The 23,762-nt window shown below is 35.2% G+C and carries 17 protein-coding genes; 9 read left to right on the top strand and 8 right to left on the bottom strand.

Annotated elements, in window-relative coordinates:
* Positions 1–42: 42 nt before the first annotated feature.
* Positions 43–2,271: an NADP-dependent isocitrate dehydrogenase gene (locus OQ292_RS16010; RefSeq protein WP_284683148.1), complete on the bottom strand. Its 2,229-nt coding sequence runs from the start codon at positions 2,269–2,271 to the stop codon at positions 43–45.
* Between the two features lie 345 nt (positions 2,272–2,616).
* Between OQ292_RS16010 and OQ292_RS16015 the strand changes: the two genes are divergently transcribed.
* Positions 2,617–3,411 (top strand): hypothetical protein, encoded by a 795-nt coding sequence (locus OQ292_RS16015; protein ID WP_284683149.1) that lies wholly within the window; start codon positions 2,617–2,619, stop codon positions 3,409–3,411.
* A gap of 2 nt (positions 3,412–3,413) precedes the next feature.
* Here the strand turns inward: OQ292_RS16015 and OQ292_RS16020 are convergent, their stop codons facing one another.
* The 3 genes from OQ292_RS16020 to truA form a co-directional block, all read right to left on the bottom strand.
* Positions 3,414–4,154, bottom strand: coding sequence for a hypothetical protein (locus tag OQ292_RS16020; RefSeq protein ID WP_284683150.1), 741 nt, complete (start codon positions 4,152–4,154; stop codon positions 3,414–3,416).
* Positions 4,155–4,222: 68 nt separating this feature from the next.
* Positions 4,223–5,233, bottom strand: coding sequence for a DUF3137 domain-containing protein (locus tag OQ292_RS16025; protein WP_284683151.1), 1,011 nt, complete (start codon positions 5,231–5,233; stop codon positions 4,223–4,225).
* A 137-nt stretch (positions 5,234–5,370) separates the two neighbouring features.
* A complete protein-coding gene (gene truA, locus OQ292_RS16030; protein ID WP_284683152.1) occupies positions 5,371–6,120 on the bottom strand; it encodes a tRNA pseudouridine(38-40) synthase TruA in 750 nt (249 codons plus the stop codon).
* Between the two features lie 161 nt (positions 6,121–6,281).
* Here truA and rpoB point away from each other — a divergent pair, with 161 nt between their 5' ends.
* The 6 genes from rpoB to OQ292_RS16060 all read left to right on the top strand — a co-directional run bounded on the left by rpoB (position 6,282) and on the right by OQ292_RS16060 (position 14,661).
* On the top strand, positions 6,282–10,163 hold the full coding sequence (gene rpoB / locus OQ292_RS16035) for a DNA-directed RNA polymerase subunit beta (RefSeq protein WP_284686015.1): 3,882 nt from the start codon (positions 6,282–6,284) through the stop codon (positions 10,161–10,163).
* Positions 10,164–10,271: 108 nt separating this feature from the next.
* Positions 10,272–10,994, top strand: coding sequence for a hypothetical protein (locus tag OQ292_RS16040; RefSeq protein ID WP_284683153.1), 723 nt, complete (start codon positions 10,272–10,274; stop codon positions 10,992–10,994).
* A gap of 91 nt (positions 10,995–11,085) precedes the next feature.
* Positions 11,086–11,421 (top strand): MGMT family protein, encoded by a 336-nt coding sequence (locus OQ292_RS16045; protein ID WP_284683154.1) that lies wholly within the window; start codon positions 11,086–11,088, stop codon positions 11,419–11,421.
* Between the two features lie 35 nt (positions 11,422–11,456).
* The gene (gene pyrF / locus OQ292_RS16050; RefSeq protein WP_284683155.1) at positions 11,457–12,272 is read left to right on the top strand and encodes an orotidine-5'-phosphate decarboxylase; all 816 of its coding nucleotides are present in this window, start codon (positions 11,457–11,459) and stop codon (positions 12,270–12,272) included.
* Positions 12,273–12,385: 113 nt separating this feature from the next.
* A complete protein-coding gene (locus tag OQ292_RS16055; RefSeq protein ID WP_284683156.1) occupies positions 12,386–13,519 on the top strand; it encodes a DUF3179 domain-containing (seleno)protein in 1,134 nt (377 codons plus the stop codon).
* A gap of 11 nt (positions 13,520–13,530) precedes the next feature.
* Positions 13,531–14,661: a hypothetical protein gene (locus OQ292_RS16060; RefSeq protein WP_284683157.1), complete on the top strand. Its 1,131-nt coding sequence runs from the start codon at positions 13,531–13,533 to the stop codon at positions 14,659–14,661.
* Here OQ292_RS16060 and OQ292_RS16065 read toward each other — a convergent pair.
* The 3 genes from OQ292_RS16065 to OQ292_RS16075 form a co-directional block, all read right to left on the bottom strand.
* Positions 14,651–15,940, bottom strand: a complete 1,290-nt coding sequence (locus OQ292_RS16065) for a serine hydrolase domain-containing protein (RefSeq protein WP_284683158.1) — start codon at positions 15,938–15,940, stop codon at positions 14,651–14,653. The two genes, OQ292_RS16060 and OQ292_RS16065, sit on opposite strands and share 11 nt — an antisense overlap.
* 128 nt (positions 15,941–16,068) lie before the next feature.
* Entirely contained in the window at positions 16,069–16,437 is a 369-nt protein-coding gene (locus OQ292_RS16070; RefSeq protein ID WP_284683159.1) for a hypothetical protein, read from the bottom strand.
* Positions 16,438–16,538: 101 nt separating this feature from the next.
* Positions 16,539–17,225 carry an SOS response-associated peptidase gene (locus tag OQ292_RS16075; RefSeq protein WP_284683160.1) on the bottom strand — a complete coding sequence of 229 codons (687 nt, stop codon included), beginning with the start codon at positions 17,223–17,225 and terminating at the stop codon, positions 16,539–16,541.
* Between the two features lie 272 nt (positions 17,226–17,497).
* Here OQ292_RS16075 and OQ292_RS16080 point away from each other — a divergent pair, with 272 nt between their 5' ends.
* Together OQ292_RS16080 and OQ292_RS16085 are read left to right on the top strand one after the other, a co-directional pair.
* A complete protein-coding gene (locus OQ292_RS16080; protein ID WP_284683161.1) occupies positions 17,498–18,409 on the top strand; it encodes an SdiA-regulated domain-containing protein in 912 nt (303 codons plus the stop codon).
* On the top strand, positions 18,402–22,196 hold the full coding sequence (locus OQ292_RS16085) for a ShlB/FhaC/HecB family hemolysin secretion/activation protein (protein WP_284683162.1): 3,795 nt from the start codon (positions 18,402–18,404) through the stop codon (positions 22,194–22,196). The genes OQ292_RS16080 and OQ292_RS16085 overlap by 8 nt, the downstream gene beginning before the upstream one ends.
* Positions 22,197–22,265: 69 nt before the next feature.
* Here OQ292_RS16085 and OQ292_RS16090 read toward each other — a convergent pair whose 3' ends face one another.
* A complete protein-coding gene (locus tag OQ292_RS16090; RefSeq protein WP_284683163.1) occupies positions 22,266–23,657 on the bottom strand; it encodes a vWA domain-containing protein in 1,392 nt (463 codons plus the stop codon).
* Positions 23,658–23,762 lie beyond the last annotated feature (105 nt).

The raw sequence follows: 23,762 nt of genomic DNA on the forward strand, positions 1-23,762 counted from the left end.
GTGTTAGAATTTATAGACTTAATAAAGTCGTTGATCTTCTAATTAAATAGAAGCTAATATACTATTAAATGTAGCACTTGGTCTCATTGCTTTAGAAGCTAAATCGTCGCTTGGGTGGTAGTAACCGCCAATATCCATGGAAGCTCCTTGTGCACCGTTTAACTCAGAAACGATTTTTTCTTCGTTAGCTGCAAGCTCTTCAGCAAGTTTAGCAAATTTTGCTTTTAAATCACTGTTTTTATCTTGTGTAGCTAAAGCCTCAGCCCAGTACATTGCCAAATAGAAGTGGCTTCCTCTGTTATCAAGCTCATTTACTTTTCTTGAAGGAGACTTATCGTTATCTAAGAATTTACCAGTTGCTTGGTCTAAAGTTTCGCCAAGAACTTGAGCAGCTGGGTTATCAAATGTTTGAGATAAATGCTCCAATGATACTGCTAATGCCAAGAACTCACCTAAAGAATCCCATCTTAAGTGGTTTTCTTCGTTGAATTGCTGAACGTGTTTTGGAGCAGATCCTCCAGCACCAGTTTCGAATAATCCACCGCCATTCATCAATGGAACAATAGAAAGCATTTTTGCACTGGTTCCAAGCTCAAGAATAGGGAATAAGTCAGTTAAGTAATCTCTCAATACATTACCAGTAACTGAGATAGTATCTTTTCCTTCTTTAATTCTTTCTAAAGAGAAACGAGTTGCTTCAACTGGAGATTTAATAAGAATTTCTAAACCAGTAGTGTCGTATTCTGGAAGATATTTGTTTACTTTCTCGATTAATTGAGCATCATGCGCTCTGTTTTCGTCTAACCAGAAAACTGCAGGACAACCAGTAGCTTTTGCTCTATTTACTGCTAGTTTTACCCAGTCTTGTATAGGAGCATCTTTTACTTGGCACATTCTAAAAATATCGCCTTCTCCAACTGTTTGTTCCATTAAAACAGTTCCACTTTCATCAACCACTTTAACAACACCTTCAGCATCTAGTTGGAAAGTTTTATCGTGTGAGCCATATTCTTCTGCTTTTTGAGCCATTAGACCTACATTTGGAACACTACCCATAGTAGTAGGATCAAAAGCACCATTCTTTTTACAGAAATCTATTGTTTCTTGATAAATACCTGCATACGAGCGATCTGGAATAGTAAATTTAGTGTCTTTTTGTTTGCCGTCAGGTCCCCACATCTGTCCAGAAGTACGGATAGCTGCTGGCATAGAAGCATCGATAATTACATCACTTGGTACGTGAAGGTTAGTAATTCCTTTATCAGAATTAACCATTGCCAATGCAGGTCTGTTTTTGTAAACTTCCTGAATGTCTGCTTCGATTGCTTCTTGTTCTGCTTTTGGAAGTTCTTGTATCTTGTTGTAAACGTCACCAAAACCATTGGTAGAGTCTACGCCTAATTTAGCGAAAGTATCAGCGTATTTTTCAAATACATCTTTAAAGTATTCTTCAACTGCAGCTCCAAAAATGATAGGGTCAGAAACCTTCATCATGGTAGCTTTCATGTGTAAAGAGAATAAAACATCTTGAGCTTTAGCATCATCAATTTCTTTTGCGATAAAGCTTTTTAATGATTTCATGCTCATTACAGTGCTATCGATAATTTCGCCAGCAAGTAAAGCAGTTTTTTCTTTTAATACTTTAGTTGAACCGTCAGCAGCAGTAAACTCTATTTTAACAGTGCAATCTTTATCTACAGTAACCGATTTTTCATTACCAAAGAAATCGTCACTTTCCATACTTGAAACGTGAGATTTAGAATCTGCACTCCAAGCTCCCATAGAGTGTGGATTTTTTTGAGCGTAAGCTTTTACAGCTTTAGGTGCTCTTCTATCTGAGTTACCTTCTCTTAATACTGGGTTAACAGCGCTACCTTTGATCTTATCGTACGTAGCTTTAATTGCTTTTTCTTCGTCAGTTTTAGGTTCTGCTGGGTATTCTGGTAACTTATAGCCATGTGACTGTAATTCTTTAATTGCAGCCTTTAACTGAGGGATTGAAGCACTAATGTTAGGAAGTTTTATAATATTAGCTTCTGGCGTTTTAGCCATTTCTCCTAATTCTGCCAAAGCATCAGATTGTGTTTGCTCTTCAGTTAGGTAATCAGTAAAGTTTGCAATAATTCTACCGGCTAAAGAAATGTCTCTTGTTTCAACTTCTACATTTGCTGCTTCAGTAAAGGTTTTAATGATAGGTAGTAATGAATAGGTCGCAAGTGCTGGAGCTTCGTCCGTTTTGGTATAAATAATCTTTGTTTTTTGCGCTGTCATTTTTTTTATTTTTTTTGTTCTTTTTCTGTATTTTTCAAGTTAGTAATCTCAAAAATACATTAGATTCTGTTTTAATGTTACCTGTTTTTTTTATACATACAAAGATACATTTAAGACATTAAAGTAAAAATTAATAGTAATTGCTATTTTTAGTCAAATTAGCAGATTTTTTGATGAAAAATGACCAAATGTGAATTTCATCTATATTTGCGATTGTTATTGGCTCCCTAACTTACAAATACCTTAGAAAATTAATTTTTTTAGTGAAATAATACTACCCGATTATTATTTATAAGTGAAGTAAAATTCTTCTCATAGTTTTGAGAACTACGCTATTATTATTTAATGAGTAAATTATTTTTTCTTCTTTTCTTAACTAGTGTTTGTTTAAGCTTTTCTAAAGATTCAAAATCTTATTTGTTACAAACAGAAACTGATTTATACTATCCTATAAATTATGGGCAGTTAGATGATGGCAAAGTACAGATTTTTGTTGGTTTACTAGATGAAAAGCTGCATAGAATTTCTACAGATAGAAGTAGCAATTTCGATTTTTTTAAAGAAGCAAAACCGTTGGATTATTATAATTATTGGGAGCAAAAAGGAGAGGAGGATTATTATATTTTGCTTACAAAAGTTGTTTACGTATTAGATAAAGAAGTTGATTTTTTTAATGAAAGCTTGCTAACTAATTTAGAATTTCTGCAAAAGAAAATGCCCGATTATGACCTTGAAAAAATTAGCACAAACAAGTTTCATATAGACTGTGGTTTTTTATCTCCTTCTTTCGATTATGATTTAAATTTTTATCGCCCACCATTTACAGATAATCGAGTAAGCAGAATCGAAGAATTTGTTAAACAAATAAATCCGGAATTGGGTAGTCCAACATTAAGTGTATTACAACATAATCATTCTTTTAGTAGAGTAATGATGCATAAAACCTCAAAAATGTCTGTTTGTGTGTCCAATTATTATCCGTATGGAGATGAAAAGACAATAGAAGTAAATTATACTTTAAATTATATTCACGAATTGCCCCCCAATTTTTTAGGTGGGTACAAACTACTCTTAAAAGAAATAAAATCTGGTATTGTAGATTTAATTGTAAATACCAGAGCAGTTTGTGCTACTCTATAATGTTATTCAGCATCTTTTATAAGACTATTATAGTAATCGAAAACTTTAACCAAGTCTTCTGGTTTTTTCCATTTGATTTTATTGCTTTTGGCAAATTTTAAAACATCGTCAGCATATTCACCAAAGAGTTCAGTGTTTTCTTTTGCTTTTTTTGAAATTGGAAACAGATGATTACCTTGAGCCATATAAAACTCTACTCTTGAAGATGCTCTCTCTACACTTCTTGCAGAATAATATCCACTTAAATAATTATCTCTGCTAATATCAACATCCTTTTTCATAAAAAGTTGAACTTTGCCAGTAGTAAGTACTTCGCAAATGCCAACCAAGCCAACGCCATCCACTGTATAATCTAAACCGTTTACAAAGAAGCTTACATTTTTGTCTGGCTCATGTACCCACTCAAAATATTTAATCTGTTTTAATGGAAGTGTTTTAATATCATTATTTACCATTACTAGCATCTGGTTGTTTCCCAGATCATACATTAATTTATAACCTTCAACAACTTTGTCGCTTTTTAAAACTACTCTACCAACTTTCCACTCTTTATCCCAGAATAGGTTGCCTTTTTTCTCATATGTTACCAGTGGCATGTTCATGAGCCCGCTGGGATTATATCCGTATCTATTGTAGTATCCTCCTGGATAAAACCCTGGGCTAAAATATTGAGCCTGAACCTCAAACAATGAAGCTATTGAGATAAGAACAAACAGAGATAGGTATTTGCATGTATAGTTCATAATTTATCCTGATGTGTTAAAACCTGTACAAAATCTATAAGCTAAAAGTTTCCGCATTTTCAGGTAGCTTAATCTTCGTCTTCACCCATAGTAGCAGGAGCTTCCATAAACTCGTCGGCATTTAGCTCATCTATTATAGTAAGCATGTAGTAAAGATCATTGTAAAAACTCTTAATGTGTTCTGCCCGACTTAAAGATCTATTGAGGTTTACTTTAAATATTTCCTTTTTCATATTTACTGCCATGTATAATTTATTATCTATTACAGATATAAATACTCTTGACTTACTTTTGCTTTTTAGGCGAAGTATTTTTTGCATAAATTCTTTAGACAATAGTTTTTCTCCTTCTAGCTTATCGTCGGCATAAACTGCAAACTTGTCTCTAAAATCGTGGTTGGTAGGTAATATATATTGTCCGTAATAGAAATGGTGTTTTTGGATGAGAGTTCCCAGATAACCTAGTGTTTTGTATGTGTTATTATCAAGAATAAATACTCTGCCATTAAACTCTAGAGGAGAGTCTGCTACCAGAAAAAGCCCATCAAAAATACTTTTCCAAATAAGCTTCTTTTTTTTAAAAACCGTACTTTGCACTTTTTCATTAGATTCGAAAGAAGCATGTAGTTCTGAAAACTGAAGAGAAACGCCATCCATTTCACCTTTAATAAGGTCGTCGCCAATGTAGTGGTCTGGGCGAAGCATAAAAAGCTTACTTGCTTCAAAATCGTCAAATGAGACATGTTGCTCTGGATAATAGTTTAAAGAAGGGTCTACAAAGGTGACCAAATTTTTTACAATGAGGTCTTTAAAATTTTCGGGAATGGTTTCGTCTAGAAAGTACTTTTTGTAAACAAAAAACACGACTGGAGCAGTAATTACAACAGCCACTATTATAATGTATATAGAAACACTAGAATATAAATAGGCTAATGCCCAACTTAATGTGGTAACTCCAAGTAAAATACCACCAAGTCTGCCACGCCAGTGCCGCATGTTTTTCCTTCTCGTCTCTAAACTATCAAGATCATCTTTTAAAGACTCTTCTAGAAATGCCTTAAATTCATCAAAAGTTTTCATTCACCTGCAAAAAATCTGTCTGGCAGTTTAATCTAAATTGTGCTAATTGCTCTTGAATGCAAGATTGCAATTTATTCTTAATATGAAAATTGGAAGTTAAATAATCGTGGTGATTTTTTAAAAAGTATCGATTTTTATCACTCATTTATGAAAATCTCGGCAGGATACTTTACTTCTGCCAGATATAAGCCTTGTGGCGGAACTGCAAATCTTCTTGTGTCTCTTTTTTTAGATTCGAGCATTTGCTTAAAGTCTTCTAGCGACATTTTTTCCATACCAACTTGTAATAATGCCCCAGTAATTAATCTTACCATGCCTCTAAGAAACCTGTTTGCTGTAATCTGGAAATACAACATGCTTCCATCTACTTTCCAAAAGGCTTCGGTTATATCACACAAATGGTGTTCGTTGCCTGCATTTGTTTTACTAAAAGCAGTATAGTCTTGCCATTGTAGTAGCAGATCTGCTGCTGTTTGCATCTTCTTTAAATGTAGAGGTGCATGTAATTGGTAAGCAAAGTCAGTTAAGAAAGGATTTTTTTCTTTACTGATTTTGTAAATGTATTTTCTTGATAGGGCAGAAAAGCGTGCATGGGCATCTTCTGAAACAGCTTTAATGCTTTTAATGGCAATATCTTTAGGTAGAAAAGAATTGCTGCGATGGGCTAAATCTTTGGCATTTATTTGATTTTCTGATACAAAATGTGCAAATTGCTGCAAACAATGGACTCCTGTGTCAGTTCTACCGCTGCCGTAAACTTCTATTTTTTGTTGAAGTATCTTGCTGAAACAATCATTAATGACCTCTTGAACTGATCTTGCATTTTTCTGTATTTGCCAGCCATGATAAGCTGAGCCTTTATAGGAAACTTCAATGAAATATTTCAAGGGGAGAAAAAAAGTTATTAAAAAGTTTATTAATATATAATGTTCTTTGTAATTTAAGAGCATAAGTCCTACCTTTGCATGTTATTTTAGGACTCATTTTCAATGAGCAAAAATAAAGAAATTATAATTTTTTTTAAGTATCTCTTACAAAATAAATTTAAATAGCCTTGGCAACAATTAGAGACGGAAGAAAAAATTTCTCATCAATTAAGAATGTTCTCGACTACCCCGACTTTCTTGATGTCCAATTTAGGTCATTTAGGGACTTTTTCCAGTTGGATACTCCGCCGGAAAAACGTACTCAAGAAGGATTATACAGGGTTTTTGCAGAGAATTTTCCTATATCTGATTCCAGAGAAAATTTTGTATTAGAATTTATTGATTACACTGTTGATCCACCTAAATACACTGTCGATGAGTGTGTAGACAGAGGTCTTACTTACTCTGTGCCACTTAAGGCAAAGTTAAGACTTTCTTGTAACGACGAAGATAATGAGGAGTTTGAAACTATCGAGCAGGAAGTATTCTTAGGTAATATTCCTTATATGACTATAAGGGGATCGTTTGTAATAAATGGAGCAGAGAGAGTAATTGTATCACAATTGCACAGGTCTCCTGGTGTATTCTTCGCTCAAAGTAAACACACAAATGGTACAAAACTTTATTCTGCAAGGGTAATTCCTTTTAAAGGTTCTTGGATTGAGTTTGCTACTGACGTAAACAATGTGATGTATGCTTACATTGACAGAAAGAAAAAATTCCCAGTTACTACGCTTTTAAGAGCAATAGGATGGGGAACAGATAAAGATATTCTTGATCTGTTCGGTCTTTCTGAAGAAGTTAATGCTACAGCTGCTGCACTAAAAGGAGTTGTAGGCAGAAAACTAGCTGCAAGGGTATTAAAAACCTGGACTGAGGATTTTGTGGATGAGGATACAGGTGAGGTGGTTTCTATTGATAGAAACGAAGTAGTAATGGAGAGGGATTCAGTTATTGAGCAGGAAGATATTGATACCATTGTAGATGCTGGTGTTAAAAGTATCATCCTTCACAGAGCTGATATCAACATTGCTGATTACACTATTATATATAATACACTTCAGAAAGATAACTCTAACTCTGAAAAAGAGGCAGTTGAGCAGATATACAGACAGTTAAGAAATACTGAAGCTCCTGATGAGCAAACTGCAAGAGATATCATCCAAAACTTATTCTTTAGTGATAAGAGATATGATTTAGGAGAAGTTGGTAGATACAGAATCAACAAAAAACTTTCTTCTGATACAGATATCGATACCAAGGTATTAACCAAAGTTGATATTATCAGCATTGTAAAATATCTGATCACTCTTATCAACTCAAAAGCAGTAGTTGATGATATTGACCACTTAAGTAACAGAAGGGTAAGAACAGTAGGTGAGCAGCTTTATGCTCAATTTGGTGTTGGTTTAGCTCGTATGGCTCGTACAATCAAAGAAAGAATGAACGTACGTGACAACGAAGACTTTAAACCAGTTGATTTGATCAACGCTCGTACACTATCATCTGTAATTAATTCTTTCTTTGGTACTAACCAGTTGTCTCAGTTTATGGATCAAACTAACCCACTTGCTGAGATTACTCACAAGAGAAGGGTTTCAGCTTTAGGTCCAGGGGGTCTTTCAAGAGAAAGAGCTGGTTTTGAGGTACGTGACGTTCACTATACACACTATGGCCGTCTATGTACTATTGAAACTCCTGAAGGTCCAAACATTGGTCTAATTTCTTCACTTTGTGTTTATGCAAAAGTGAATTCAATGGGCTTTATCGAGACTCCATATAGAAAGGTAAGTGAAGGTGTTGTTGATTTAGGTAAAGAAACTGTTGAATACCTAAGTGCAGAGGAAGAAGATACACATACTATTGCACAGGCTAACGCTCCTTTAACAGACGAAGGTAACTTTGTTAATGATAGAGTTAAAGCGAGATTCGAGGGTGACTTCCCAGTTGAAGAGCCAGGCAAAATCTCTTATATGGATGTTGCGCCAAACCAGATTGTATCTGTGGCAGCTTCGTTAATTCCTTTCCTTGAGCACGATGATGCTAACCGTGCATTGATGGGATCTAACATGCAGCGCCAAGCAGTTCCATTGTTAAGACCTGATGCTCCAATTGTGGGTACTGGACTTGAAAAACGCGTAGCAGAAGACTCTAAAGCTTTACTAACTGCAGAAGCAGATGGTGTAGTTGATTTTGTTGATGCTACTGTTATTAAAATGAATTATGACCTTAACGAAAACGAACGTCTAGTAAGTTTTGACGACGATATCGTTGAGCATACGCTTGGTAAATTCAGAAGAACTAACCAAGATACCTGTATTAACCTTCGTCCTTTAGTTAAAAGAGGAGATGTAGTTAAGAAAGGTGATGTTCTTTGTGATGGATATGCAACACACAACGGAGAACTTGCACTAGGTAGAAACCTACTTGTAGCGTTCATGCCTTGGCAAGGATATAACTTTGAGGATGCGATCGTAATTTCTGAGAAGATTGTAAGAGATGATATATTCACTTCAATCCACATCGACGAATACGAACTTGAAGTAAGAGATACCAAAAGAGGTGAGGAGGAATTAACTCCAGAGATTCCAAACGTAAGTGAGGAAGCAGTAAAAAACCTTGATGAGAACGGTATTGTTAGAATTGGTGCTGAGATTAAAGAAGGTGACATCCTAATTGGTAAAATCACACCTAAAGGTGAAAGCGATCCAACACCAGAAGAAAAACTCCTTAGAGCTATCTTCGGTGATAAAGCTGGTGATGTAAAAGATGCTTCTTTAAGAGCTCCTGCATCATTAAGAGGTGTTGTAATTGATACTAAATTATTCTCAAGACCTAAGAAAGATAAAGACCAAAGAGCTAAGTCTAAGAAAGAAGTAGAAATGCTTAAAAATAGATTTAGCCGTGATTTGATCGTAATCAGAGACAGACTAATCAGAAAACTAATCCAATTATTGGAAGGTGAAATCTGTACTGGAATCAAACACAAATTTGGTCACGAGATCATGAGTAAAGGAGTTAAATTCTCTGATATGAACATAAAAGAGAACTTGTTCCCAGATGAGAACCCTTACAAAGATGAAAGTACTTATGCGGTACAAGAAGAAGTAAACCTTGTTTCTGACCTTATCTTAGATAACTGGACAGATGATGAAGCTACTAACCAGTTAGTAGTTACAATGGTTAAAAACTTCAACAACCGTAGAAACGAAATCATTGGTAAATTTAAGCGTGATCGCTTTACATTAGAAGTTGGAGATGAGTTACCAGCTGGTATCGTAAGACTTGCTAAAGTTTACATTGCTAAAAAACGTAAACTGAAAGTAGGTGATAAGATGGCAGGTCGTCACGGTAACAAAGGGGTTGTTGCTAAGATCGTTCCTCAGGAAGATATGCCATTCTTAGAAGATGGAACTCCAATGGATATCGTATTGAACCCACTTGGTGTACCTTCTCGTATGAACATTGGTCAGATTTATGAAACAGTTCTAGGATGGGCTGGTCTTAAATTAGGTAGAAAATATGCTACTCCAATTTTCGATGGTGCTACAGAGGAAGAAGTAGATAATGAGTTAAAAGAAGCTAATCTACCAAACTTTGGTAGGGTGCATCTTTATGATGGCCTTGCTGGTGATAGATTCGATCAACCAGTAACAGTAGGTATCATTTATATGTTGAAACTTGGTCACCTTGTTGATGACAAAATGCACGCTCGTTCAATCGGTCCTTATTCACTTATTACACAACAGCCATTGGGTGGTAAAGCTCAGTTTGGTGGTCAGCGTTTTGGTGAGATGGAGGTTTGGGCGCTTGAAGCATTTGGTGCAGCAAACGTACTAAGAGAGATTCTTACTATTAAGTCTGATGACGTAGTAGGTAGAGCAAAAGCATATGAAGCTATTGTAAAAGGTGAAAATATGCCAAGACCTAATATACCAGAGTCTTTCAACGTATTGGTTCACGAACTTCGTGGTCTAGCACTTGAAATTACTTTGAGTAACTAATCAGGTTTTAAAAACTAATAAGAAAAGCCGGCTTATGTCGGCTTTTTTTATTTTAAAAATACCAATAGCAGGTAGATGATATCGTTAAATCTCAAATAGTTTGATGATATGAACACCTCAAAGAAAACCCTGCTTTTTTTTCTAAGTATCCTTACTTTTTCGAATATTTTTTGCCTACAGGCACAAAGATTAAAGTGGCAAAGACTAGCGCCGGTCTCTTTAATGGAAATAGGTATTTCGGGCAATTCGTACAAAGGAGATTTAAATTCCTCATATAATAAATGGTCTGGTGGAGTAAAGTTTGGCATACTGTTCAATAGAAAAGAAAAGCTGAATGGAGGTGTGCAATTTTCATATCAATCTGTAATTGGGCAAGTTTTAAGCTTAGAACCTCAAGCCGAAAATGAAGAAGGCATCTATCCCAATACTTTTTTTAAATCGTCTGTAATATCTGGCCAATATGCGCTCAGATATAATTTTATCAAAAAAGAATTCTTTCATTTATATCTTTCTCAGGGAGTAGGCATATCGTATTATAATCCCAAAGATGAAGAAGGAGACGATCTTGTTAGCCAATCTACCACAAGAAATTATACAGAAGATTACAGGTCAACATCATTTTATTTACCCACAGAAATTGGAGCAATATATCTTTTCAGAAATGGATATGGTATAGGTTTACAAGGAAAATTCTTTAATATTTTAACAGATTATCTTGATAATATCTCCGAATTAGGCGAAGTAGATGGTAGAGATAATATCCTTTCAATTCAATTAAGTTTTTATGCTCCGCTGAGTTACTACGAGAAAAGAAGACAAAGAAGGAGATAATTCTACTGTATGCAGAAAATTGATTTTTTTTAGCTTTAAACCTTTTATATTTTTACCAATCAACTGAAGTTTGCAGGAATCATCTTTTTGAATGGAAAAGGCCAGTTTTTTTAAGGATGTTTATGAAGTAGTGAAGCAAATTCCCAAAGGGAAAGTAACTTCTTATGGTGCAATTGCTAATTATCTCGGAGTAAAAAGTGGTGCCCGAATGGTTGGCTGGGCAATGAATGCTTCTTTTACTTCAGAAGAAACCATACCAGCTCATAGAGTAGTTAACAGGGTAGGCTTGCTCACTGGTAAACATCATTTTGGAAGTGCTGACGAAATGGCTAACAAATTAAGAGAAGAAGGCTTAAAAGTAAAAGGTGATCAGATAATAGCTTTTGATAAACATTTTTGGGATCCATCAGTAGAACTGGCACTTTAATTTATCATCTGTTTAATTGTAGTAACCTAATCTTTATGGATAGAAATGAATTGTTTCAGCAAATCCTGAAAAAGAAATCGTTTCTTTGTGTAGGACTTGATACTGATATCAAAAAAATACCAGCTCATCTACTCGATTTAGAAGATCCAGTTTATGAGTTTAATAAAAGAATTATAGATGCAACCTCTGAACTTTGCGTCGCTTATAAACCGAACATAGCATTTTATGAAGCTATGGGAGCAAAGGGCTGGGAAACCCTCCAAAAAACCCTCGATTATATTCCCAAAAATATTTTCACGATTGCAGATGCAAAAAGGGGAGATATAGGTAATACTTCCGGATTGTACGCGAGAGCATTTTTTGAGAACATGTCTTTCGATTCTGTCACTGTTTCTCCATACATGGGAAGCGATTCGGTAAAGCCATTTTTAACTTACGACCAAAAGTGGGTGATTTTACTGGCACTCACATCTAATAAAGGCAGTGAGGATTTTCAACTACTCGACACACCTGAAGGTAAACTATATGAGCAGGTATTAAGAACATCTTCAGAGTGGGGAACATTAGACGAATTGATGTATGTTGTAGGCGCAACTAATACTTCTTACATAGCAGATATTAGAAAAATTATTCCAGATCATTTCTTATTAGTGCCGGGTGTTGGAGCTCAGGGTGGTGATATGGAAGCTATTTCTAAAGCTGGTATGAACAGTAAGTGTGGCTTGCTGGTAAATGCTTCACGCTCAATTATTTATGCTGATAATGGAGAAGGGTTTGCCAATGCTGCAAGAAAAGAGGCTACAAAGCTTCAACAAGAAATGGAATCCTATTTAGATAAATATTTACCATAAGAGAGCTTATTTATATGACTGGTTGCCAGTTTACGTTTAAACGTTAATAAATTTGGCAAACTTCATCGGCTTTTTTATTTTTTACACCGAATAATCTCAAACTTGCCAAAATTATGGCCATAATTCGCTTATTTTTATTATTTCTACTTCATACACTTATATTAATACCAGCTTTCTCGCAACGATATTCAAAAGGATTGCATCAAAGTTGGGAGACAAACCTAAATAGGTTCAGCGTACCGCTAAACGATATTTATGCGTTAATTCCGCGCAATTCAATTTCTCCAGTTTACCACTCAAATTTTTGGAACAGAAGGCAAGCAGAAAAACAGTTTTTTGGCAAAGAGCCTTTAGTAGTTGTTGTGGTAAAAAGTGTAGAAAAGGCTTATCCTTTAAGTGTACTTACATACCATCAAATAATTAACGATAAGGTAGCAAATATTCCAATAGCTATTACATATTGTCCTTTGTCTGGTTCTGTAAGCGTCTACGACAGAAGAGTTAATTTTGACGGTAGAACCAAATTAATGGAATTTGGAGTTTCAGGAATGCTGCATTTTGGCAATACTATTATGTGGGATCACGAAACGGAGAGTTGGTGGCAGCAAGCTAATGGAAAAGCAATAGCTGGTGATATGAACGAGGCAGAATTAGAAGCGGTACCTTATATGGTGCTTTCATATGATCAGTTTTACAAATCGTATCCATATGGTTTAGTTATGGATTACCATGTAGATAATGCGGTAAAATATGGTACTACGCCTTACTACAAGCAAGACGATCCTGATAAAGATATTCCTAATTTGTATTTGGCTGAGCCACCATTAAGAATGCCTCCAAGACAAAAAGTGGTAGTTGCTTCTTCTATGGGAGATCAGCTAATTTATCCGATAGATTTAGTTAAATCTTTTGGTGTAATTAATGATACTCCTAACAATAACTACATTGCGATTTTTTATACAAAGGGAGTAGTTTCAGGATTGGATGAAGAGTATTTTAAAGATTCAAAAGATGTTGGTACTTGTGTGGTTTTTTCGGCTTTTCACAGAAATAGAAGATTAACTTTTAAGAAAAGCGGAGAAGACTTTATTGATGAGCAAACTGGTTCGGTTTGGGATATTTCAGGCAAATGCACGCAAGGTCCACTAAAAGACGACCAACTAAAAATACTCCCTTATAGAACTATGTTTGCATATGCAGCCCTTTCTATGTGGCCAGAAAGCCGAATTTTTGGTGAAAGTTATTAGAAGAATTAATCATGAAAGAGAAGATAAATATCATTGCCTTATTGTTTCTTGTACTGGTTAACAGTCAGTTACTAATGGCACAAAATACCAGAACTAGCGAAAGTGTAAACTTAGTGTTGAACTCTGGGTTTGAGGAGATTGAAAAAGAGACAAATGGCCAAGCTTACATGGAAAATGTGAAGTATTGGTACAATGCTAATAAAAAGCAAAATACACCATTATATGGCACCCCAGACCATATGTATGCTGCTCAGCGAAACAATGGCACGCGTAGAAACGATGCATATTTTGAACCTTACGAGGGGCTTTCAACAGCGGGTGTAATTACCTATATGCAGCGGGTGAGAGATTACAGAGAATATATTTCTGTGCGCCTAAATCAAGAGTTGCAAATTGGTAGCACTTATGAGGTATCTTTTTATCTAACCAACGGAAGTCATACAGCTTTTGGCAATATAGGAACCAATGGTTTTGGTGCACTTTTAACAGAAACACCAGTAGAGCAAAAAGTCTACGAGCCAATTAATGAGAAGCCACAGTTTATGTTAGAAGAGATTTTCTATGATACAGACTGGCAAAAAATCACTTTTAAAATTAAGGCCGATAAAGCTTATAGGTATCTAACATTAGGAAATTTTATTAGAGATTATCAGATTAAAAAAAGATATTATTACTACGATGTTGACCCTCAGAGTTACTTCTATATAGATGATGTTTCTGTAGTTGAAAAAAATCAGGAAGAAGTTTTTGAAGAACCTGAGCCAGTAGTTACCAAGCAGGTCGAAATTCCAAAAGAAGAGCCTTTGGAAGGTCGTAATGTAAATGTGCAAAACAGATTTAAGATAAAAAAAGGAGTAGTAACCATTAAAGTGTGGGATCGCAAAGAGGTTGATGGAGATGTTATTTCTTTGAGATTTAACGATCAGTGGATTCTGCAAAATTACTCTCTAAAGAAAAGAAAGAAGAAAGTGAAAGTGAACTACCAGAGCAACAATGAAAACATTCTGATATTCTTTGCGCATAACCTAGGAGAAGAGCCACCGAGTACGGCAGCTGTTTCTCTTAAGAGTGGTAAGGAAAAACGTGTAATGAATATACAGTCAGATATGAAATACTGTGGGGCGATCCAATTTATTCGATAACTGCCTGATTCACAACGTTCTGAAATTTCTCAAATAAACCATAACTTTTGCTGGGTACAATCTGAGTGAGAAGTACCGCAACTATTTCTTCTTTAGGGTCTACCCAGTAAACTGTATTAAAGAAGCCAGACCAATTATATCTGCCTTCTGAAGCTAAAGACTCAGCAGCACCTTTTTTAGAAATCACAGAAAAACCCAAACCAAAAAAATTAGGATTTCCCGGACTTGTAGAAAGCGATCCTATTTGGTTGCTGGTCATTAATTCGATAGTTAAAGGACTCAAAATTCTTTGGTTATTGTAGATACCTCCATTGAGCAGCATTTGAGCAAATTTAAAATAGTCTTCAGCGGTGCTAGTTAGTCCGCTTCCACCAGAAAAGTAGGCTTTCGCACCTTTTATGGGAAAGTTGAAGCTTTGAAACTCAGTCTCATTGTTATTTATAGTTAACTTGTTGTCTTCTATTGCTCCATAAACAGGCACCAATCTTTCTTTTTTAGAATCTGGTAAATAGAATTGTGTATCGCTCATTCCCAGAGGTTTAAGTATTTTTTCATCCATAAAATCTGATAGTGATTTACCGCTTAATACTTCTACCAGATAACCCACCATATCTGTACTTAATCCATAAGTCCATTTTTCTCCCGGATGATGTAACAGAGGCTGTTGGGCCAGTAATTTCATTTTTTCTCCAATCTTAATATCAGCAGTTACAAAAGCATCAGGTATTTGTTTAGGATTGTATAAAACTGCGGCTCTAGGTGAAAATGCGCCATAACCTATCCCCGAAGTATGAGAAAGTAAGTGCCTAATAGTTACAGGAGTATTAGCCGGAACTACCTCATAAGTGCTGTCATTTGAAAAGATGGCAACTTTGGCATTTTTAAATTCTGGAATGTATTGAGAAACCGGGTCGTCAAGTAAAAACTTGCCTTCTTCGTAAAGCATCATTAGAGCGACACTTGTAATACATTTGGTCATAGATGCTAACCTAAAAATATCACTGGTTTTTAAGTTTATATTTTTTTCAATGTGTTTTTTACCAATGGCTTTGTGGTAAACAATTTTACCTTCTCTGGCTACCAGTGCTATAGCTCCCGGTATTTTATTATCAGCAATGTATTGGTTAATTAAGCCATCAATTCTTTGGAGTCTGTCTGTAGAAATACCAACGTTTTCGGCAGGTGTTTCAACAACTAATTGGGCAAATAACTGAGTATGAAAAAATAAGGCAAAGACTACTAAAAGTCTGAGTGTGTGTTTAGTAATATAGTTTCGCATAGTAAGAACAAGGTTTGCCTGAATCTATCGATTTAATGCTGAAATTGAAAGTTAAAAGAATGCTTATTTAACAAAAAAAGGGCTCAGATTTAAAACCTGAACCCTTTCTATTAGTAGTCTAAGCCAGATTAGCCTCTGACCATTTTCTTGTAATTACCATTAAAATCATAATAGTTTATAAAACCTCTATTGTCTTTAATCAATATTTCTCTATCACTAACTTTTACTCCTTTAGTGCCGCTTGGCAATTTTATACTGGTGCGGTATTTTCCTCCACTGTCATAAATTTTAGCTTCGGCAGCTTCTTTTATCACAATATATCTGTCATTAAAACCTATTAAACTACATTCTTTATTTACCTTAAACTGCACATTATGAGCTTGTTCTTTGTTTTTAACAAAAACGATAGCGTTTTCAATTTTTACATTCTCAATCTGTGCTGATGCCACTAGGTTAAATAGGAATAGTAGGACTCCGGTTACAAAAATTCTTTTCATAGCAATTGTTTTTTGGTGTTAAAAATAGATTTAGTAGAATGTAAATGGTTGTTAATCAATCATTATTCAGTAAATCAAAAAATATGCAAAAGAAAAGGTTTTCAAAAAAGGCTTCCTTGTATTGAATGAGCATGTGGCTCTATAAGCTCAGCAGCGTTGTTATCTGCCTTATTAACTTTTTGCGAAACTGTATAAAATTTAATATCAGAAGTTGGAGGAGCTACTAATTCATCATAAATCTGTTTGCCTGGTAATTCTGTATCAAGCCATTTTTGTTCGTTAATACGAGATAAAATTACTGGCATTCTGTCGTGGATATGTGCTATATTAGAAATGGCGGGTATGGTTACAATACTAAAAGAATGCAATGTATTGCCATTAGTTTGTTCCCATTTTTCCCACAAGCCTGCCATGGCAAATAAGGAATCGTTTTTTAAAGTAATTCTGTAAGGAACTTTGTTTTTGCCATACATTTTCCACTCATAATAACCATCTGCTAAAACCAAACAACGCTGGTAATCATAGGCAAACTTAAAAGCCGGCTTTTCTTGAATGGTTTCCTTTCGTGCATTTATAGTTTTAAATGCCATTTGCATATTCTTAGCCCAAGAAGGTACCAAACCCCAATGGAAAGGCTGTATGGCTTTTGGTTGATCGTTGGTAATTACAGACAAAAAACTACCAGGAGAAGCATTGTAATTTTTTCTAAATAAGTCTCCGTCAAACTTAGCATCAAACCTTTCTTCTATTTGCTTTTTTTCTTTCACCAATGTAAACCGGCCGCACATAGTAATAAAATTTAATTAAAAATGTAGCTAATCTAATTTAAAGTATTTTTCTGACTTATACTTGATTGTCAGTCGATTATATGTTATTAAAAACCAAAACAACATTAAATTAGTTGTTATTCAAAGTTTTTGCAGTATAAGATGTTAGTAAGAATTAGATTAAGACAAAAGTACCTATGCTAGTGTTTAACTATAGCTTTGCCAATCAGTTTATAAGGCTTTCACCAGATACTATGACCAATAATTATTTTATAAACTAAAAAAAATTGTAGATGCAGTTTGTAACGAAGAGCTTGAAATACTTTATTCTTTTGTTAATTATTAATTTTTCATGTATTAATGCGAAAGAGGACGATAAAAAATCCGAAATTTCAGATAGTTTAAAATTTAAAGTTTCAGAAATGAAAGGTTTTGATATTCCATACAAATTAGATGATGCAGACGAAAAATATAAACTGCCAGATGATTTAGATGAGATCTCAGGTATACAATACATTAAAGAAAATGTAATTGCCTGTGTACAAGATGAGAAAGGTAAAATTTACTATTATGATTTGAAAGAAGATGAGATAACTGAAAAATACGATTTTGCAGATGATGGCGACTACGAAGATCTAGAAATTATAGGAGATGTAGCATATGTTATCAGAAGTGATGGAAGGTTATACAGGATTGAAAATTTTCCTTCAGAAAATATGGATGTAAAACATCGCGATTTACCTCTCAAGTCTAAAAATAATGTAGAAGGCTTATGTTTCGATCCATCAACTAATTCTTTATTACTTGCTTGTAAAGATGAAGCAGGTATCGATGTCAATTTAAAAAAGCAAAGGGCAGTTTATAGTTTTGAAATCGATAAAACAGATTTTAACTCTAAGCCACGATTTTTAATAGATATCGATGTTTTAAGAAAGATAACCGATAAAAAGAAAACATCTTTCCAGCCTTCAGGCATTGCAATTCACCCAATTACCAAGCATATTTATATGATTGCTACTGCTGGTAAATTGATGGTTGTGCTTTCGCCTAAAGGAGAAATTTTAGGAGTGGAAGAACTTGATAAAGATGAGTTAAAACAACCAGAAGGTATTACCTTTGACCCGCAGGGGAATATGTACATTTCAAATGAGGCCAGAGGGGGGAAAGGGAATATTATGTTGTTTAATTATCAGAAAAATGAGTAAAAAATACTTGCGCGCTTTTTTTAAATATTTTATTGTAATTTTTTTATCTGCATGTGTCGCTCCTAAACTTTACTACAACCCGGAACAACCGGAATGGACCAAGAGTAAACCAACTGGAGAGATATATGAAACTGTTTTTTTACTTGGCGATGCAGGAGCACCTTCAAGAGATCCATTAGAACCTACATTTAAGTTGCTTAAACAGCAATTAGATAGTGCAGGGGCTAAAAGTCATCTTTTATATTTAGGGGATAATCTATATCCTCAAGGCTTGAGCGACAGTGCTGCAATCTTTCGCGAACTAGAAGAAGAACGCCTGTTAACACAGCTCGAACTGCTCGATAACTACAAGGGAGAAGGAATCTATGTGCCGGGCAACCACGACTGGGCACAAGGTAGACCTACAGGTTATCATCGCTTAATGAATCAGCAACAATTTATCAGTAGCTATAGTGATAAATATCCTGTAACATACTTACCAACAGGAGGTTGCCCGGGGCCAGTTGAATATCCTATTGGAGATGATATTGTGCTGATCTTTATAGATACACAATGGTGGTTACATGCTTATGATAAACCCGGCCAAGAATCAGGCTGCGAAGCCAGAACAGACGATGAGTTTCTTATTCAGTTAGATGATGTAATCAAAAGGAATTATCAGAAGAAGATAATTGTAGCGGGGCACCATCCATTAGCGAGTAATGGTTTGCATGGTGGGCATGCACCAATCAAAAATCATCTATTCCCACTTACAGATTTGGTTCATAATCTTTATGTGCCTTTGCCTGTATTAGGTTCTGTGTATGTTTTTTACAGAACAGTAATGGGTAACATTCAGGATGTGCCGCATCCTCGCTATAAATCTATGATTGCTGCGTTCGAAGATATTTTTAGCCAGCATGATAATTTGATGTATGTATCGGGGCACGACCATAGCTTACAGTATCTACCAAAAGATAGTACACATTTAATTATAAGTGGTGGAGGTAGCAAAATTGATTACATCAATAAGAATGGAAAAGCTGCTTTTGCTGCTGGTGTAAAGGGTTTTGGGCGAATAGATTTTTACGATGATGGAGATGTTTGGCTTACTTTCTATACACCAGAAGAAGATGGGAGTACTGGTAAAGTACTCTACAGAAGAAAGTTGATGAACCAGCCTCAATCAGAGCTTTATTCTAAAAATGAACTTGAGGAAATCAGCTATTCAGGAACGCAAGATTCGCTAATTGCAACTGAAGAACTTACTGCCGGTAGTTTGAAGAAGTACTTTCTAGGTGAAAACTACCGCAAGGAGTGGAAACAACCAATGGATAGTATTCCTGTTTTTGATATTGGCAAAGAGTACGGTGGGCTTAAAATTGTAAAGCGAGGAGGAGGTATGCAAACCAAATCATTGAGGTTAGAAGCTGAAAACAAAAGACAATACAATTTAAGATCGATAGAAAAATATCCTGAAAAAGCAGTTCCAGTAGTACTTAGAGGAACAATTGCAGCAGATGTTGTAGCAGATCAAATTTCAGGTTCACATCCATATGGTGCTTTTGTATTAGCCGATTTGGCAGATGCAGTCGGAGTTTATCATACAAACCCAAGGTTAGTTTACTTACCAGACGACCCTCGTCTTGGTATTTACAGAGACGATTTTGGCGATGCTTTATATTTATTCGAAGAAAGATCTGATGACGATTATTGGGAAGATGAACCTGATTTTGGTAATCCACCCGATATGAAAAGTACTGATAAAGTACTAGAAAAAACCAGAGAAGACAATGATGATATTATTAATTACGATCAAGTACTTATATCCAGAATATTTGATATGTGGATAGGAGACTGGGATAGGCACGATGATCAGTGGCGTTGGGGGGAGCATGAAAATAAGAAGAAAGGTTATAAGTATTACGAGCCAATTCCTAGAGATCGAGATCAAGCGTTTTTTAATGCAGATGGTTTGGTGATGACAGTCGGCACCAGAAAGTGGGGGATGAGGAAGTTTCAGGGTTTTAAAGATCATATAAGAGACCCTGCCGGATTTGGTTTTAATGCCAGATATTTTGATCGATCTTTTCTTACCGAACCCGACTTAAAAGACTGGATGGAAGCAGCTAAAAAAATACAAGATTCTGCTACCGACGAAGTAATTGAAAAATCTATTAGAAAGTTTCCAAAAGAAATATTCGAGTTACACGGAGAAGAAATTATTAGAAAGCTCAAGTCTAGAAGAGATAATCTACAAGAGTCTGCTAAGACTTTATACTTATCTATGTCTAGAGAGGTAAATGTTTTGGGCTCAGATAAACACGAATACTTTAAAGTAGAAAGACTGAATGACGAAGAAACCAGAGTAAGAGTTTGGAAGCGTAAGAAAGACGGCGAACGTAAACACAAAATGTATGATCGTACTTTTAAAGTTTCAGAGACAAAAGAAGTAAGACTATATGGGTTTGATGGGGAAGATATATTTGATATTACCGGAGATGTTAAAAATGGAATTAAGGTAAGGATAATTGGAGGTGATGATGATGATGTGATCAACGATAGTTCGCATGTTGCTGGCCCTTACAGACAAGTGCGATATTACGACACCAAAACCGGAGATAATGTTTTAAATACTTTGGGCGAAACCAAAGATAACCGCTCTAGTAAAGAGGTTGTAAATGTTTATAACCGGAAAGAATTTAAGTATGATTTGCTATCTCCTGCAGCATTTTTTGGTTATAATCCAGACGATGGTGTGTTTATCGGTGGTGGTGCAAAAGTAGTTACGCATGGTTTCCGTAAAGATCCATACAAAAGCATGCACTTAATTAGAGGAAACGTTGCACCTAAAACAAGCTCTTTTAATATCACATATAATGGAGAATTTATCGATGTTTTTTCTAATACAGATTTATTGATAAATGCAGAAATCCCAACTCCAAGTGCTGTTAATTTCTTTTATGGTTCTGGTAACGAAACTGAAAACAACCGAGATGAGCTAGGCAATCAATACTATAGAGTGAGGTATTTCGAATTAATGCTTGAAGGAATCTTAAGAAAACAATGGATTGGAGATAAACACGACTTCCAGTTGGGTTATACTTTCCAAAGAATTGAGCTCGAAGAAGAAGATGAATCTCCTAGCGACAGATTTGTGTATGAATACATCAGTACATTGCCAGAAGAGCGACAAGAAGATGTATTTGAAAATCCTAAGAGCTTTTCAACTGTATTTACTCAATATACTTTTGATAGCAGAAATAGTAAAATTGCCCCAACAAGAGGTTTTAGATTTTTTGTAAAAGCATCTAATGTTTCTGGTACAGAAGAAGCAGACAGAAAAGATATTTCCTTTTGGCGATTTGATGGTAATCTTACCATGTACTTGAGTACTGGCCGAAATGAGTCTAGGTTTAATACAACTTGGGCAACAAGAGTAGGGGGCTCAATAATTAGAGGCGAATTCGAAGAGATTTATCAGTCAGCATTTTTAGGCGGATTCGATAATATGAGAGGTTATAGAAGAATGCGTTTTGCAGGTGATAAAAGCTTCTATTGGAATAATGATTTAAGAATTAAGCTTTTCAAGTTTAATACATATTTGCTGCCCGGTCAATTTGGTATACATGGAATTTTTGATGTAGGTAGAGTTTGGTTAGACAGTGAGTCATCAGATGAGTGGCATCAAGGCTATGGTGGTGGAATTTGGGTAACCCCGTTTGGCGCTGCTGTAATTTCACTAGACTTAACCCACTCAGACGAAGAACAATTTCTGCCATTTGTTCGGGTAGGATTCTTATTCTAATCAGAAAAAATAAAAAAAAAAGAGTTCCTCCATTCAAGGAACTCTTTTACTTTATTCATTAGATTGAACTCAATTCTGTTTTTTCTTTTTAAGCATATAATTAGAGCTTTTATTAGCCTTTTGCATCATCTTGCGCTCTTCTTCATTCATTTGCTTAATATTATCAATCTTATCTCTGTAAGACTTTAAGTTCTCATATTGCAAATTGAGTGAAGAATCAGATTGTACCTCAGAGATTACTTTTTCCATTCTTACAATGCTGCTGTCAAGTGTGCTCTTAGCATCATTATACAATCTCTTATCCACCATAAGTAGGGCTTTTTCCATCTCTTCGTTTGCTTCAAATAAGATGATGTTTTTCTTTACCTTTTCATTAAAGCTGTTATCATGCAGCTCTTTGTCATCGGTGATTTTTACATCTAACCTGTGGTTGAGTGTTTCACGACTGTAATTTCCCAAAGCATCATCATAAGTGATATTAGATTGGAAAGCCACATCAGTATCAGGCGTTTGTACCATTTCAAATTTCAAAAGTACAGCTTTGGTTTCTTCAGAAAATACATCTTTGAAATTCACCTTAATACTTCCCTCTTTTTCTTCTGTATATGGATAACCATATAGTTTAGCCAACCTGAAATAAGCACTAGGGTACTTAATTTCAACTTGCGTATTTTGAGCCACTACAGAGAGCAAACCTTTTAACTCATTCGCGAAAATTTCTGGTATTTTATCAGCATTATCAATAAAATAATAGTTACCACTGCCATATTCGGCGAGGTTTGTCATCATATCTTCGTTAAAATCGGCACCTACACCAAATGTAGAAATGCTAATGCCATCTTCGCTGTTTTTGGTTTGCACAATCTTTTGAAGTTCAATCGGATCAGTAATCCCATTATTAGCCAAACCATCAGAAAGTAATAAAACCCTGTTTACTGCTTTTGGGGCAAAAGTGCTTTTTACCTCATTAAATCCCTGCAACATACCGCCACTCAAGTTAGTAGTGCTTCCCGGATTAATAGTGGCTACTTTGTTTTTGAGCAGTTGTTTGTTTTTTACCGTCTCAGAAGCACTAAGGGTTTTTACTTCACTGTCGTATACAACAAGTGAGAAGTTGTCAGATGAAGTAAGATTGTCAATCACGAAATCGCAGGCTTTTTTCGCATAATCGAGCTTGTTTTCACTCGCCATAGAACCGCTTCTGTCTAATACCAAAGAAATATTAAGCGGTGTTTTGTCTTTATTTTTTTCTGCTTTTAAAGCATTCAGTTCCAGATACAGATAAACTTCTTTTTTTGAGCCATTTTGTAAAATGTAAAGGTTATCTGTTAAAATATTTACAGATAAAGTTTCAGGTGGTTTTTGCAATGGTTTATTGAGTTTTAAAGGTGTAAAAGAAAAAATTGATAGAAGCAATACAACTACAAAAGGAGTTTTGAACATTTGGACAGTTAGTCGCATTAGAGAAAGTATTTGTTACAATACTTTATACGTGGCTTCAAAAAAAGTATACCAGTTTTAACAGTTTTTAAATATTTAATACATCAATAATTACCCGAAGTAAAG

It is taken from the genome of Chondrinema litorale (genome assembly GCF_026250525.1).
GTDB lineage: Bacteria > Bacteroidota > Bacteroidia > Cytophagales > Flammeovirgaceae > Chondrinema > Chondrinema litorale.

Bases quoted from the DNA above. Each gene is read 5' to 3' on its own strand.
- OQ292_RS16055 (WP_284683156.1), top strand. From the start codon at position 12,386: ATGGCCATAATTCGCTTATTTTTATTATTTCTACTTCATACACTTATA.
- OQ292_RS16010 (WP_284683148.1), bottom strand. From the start codon at position 2,271: ATGACAGCGCAAAAAACAAAGATTATTTATACCAAAACGGACGAAGCT.
- OQ292_RS16020 (WP_284683150.1), bottom strand. From the start codon at position 4,154: ATGAACTATACATGCAAATACCTATCTCTGTTTGTTCTTATCTCAATA.
- OQ292_RS16040 (WP_284683153.1), top strand. From the start codon at position 10,272: ATGAACACCTCAAAGAAAACCCTGCTTTTTTTTCTAAGTATCCTTACT.
- OQ292_RS16060 (WP_284683157.1), top strand. From the start codon at position 13,531: ATGAAAGAGAAGATAAATATCATTGCCTTATTGTTTCTTGTACTGGTT.
- OQ292_RS16075 (WP_284683160.1), bottom strand. From the start codon at position 17,225: ATGTGCGGCCGGTTTACATTGGTGAAAGAAAAAAAGCAAATAGAAGAA.
- OQ292_RS16065 (WP_284683158.1), bottom strand. From the start codon at position 15,940: ATGCGAAACTATATTACTAAACACACACTCAGACTTTTAGTAGTCTTT.
- OQ292_RS16080 (WP_284683161.1), top strand. From the start codon at position 17,498: ATGCAGTTTGTAACGAAGAGCTTGAAATACTTTATTCTTTTGTTAATT.
- OQ292_RS16025 (WP_284683151.1), bottom strand. From the start codon at position 5,233: ATGAAAACTTTTGATGAATTTAAGGCATTTCTAGAAGAGTCTTTAAAA.
- OQ292_RS16070 (WP_284683159.1), bottom strand. From the start codon at position 16,437: ATGAAAAGAATTTTTGTAACCGGAGTCCTACTATTCCTATTTAACCTA.
- OQ292_RS16090 (WP_284683163.1), bottom strand. From the start codon at position 23,657: ATGCGACTAACTGTCCAAATGTTCAAAACTCCTTTTGTAGTTGTATTG.
- pyrF (WP_284683155.1), top strand. From the start codon at position 11,457: ATGGATAGAAATGAATTGTTTCAGCAAATCCTGAAAAAGAAATCGTTT.
- OQ292_RS16015 (WP_284683149.1), top strand. From the start codon at position 2,617: ATGAGTAAATTATTTTTTCTTCTTTTCTTAACTAGTGTTTGTTTAAGC.
- OQ292_RS16045 (WP_284683154.1), top strand. From the start codon at position 11,086: ATGGAAAAGGCCAGTTTTTTTAAGGATGTTTATGAAGTAGTGAAGCAA.
- OQ292_RS16085 (WP_284683162.1), top strand. From the start codon at position 18,402: ATGAGTAAAAAATACTTGCGCGCTTTTTTTAAATATTTTATTGTAATT.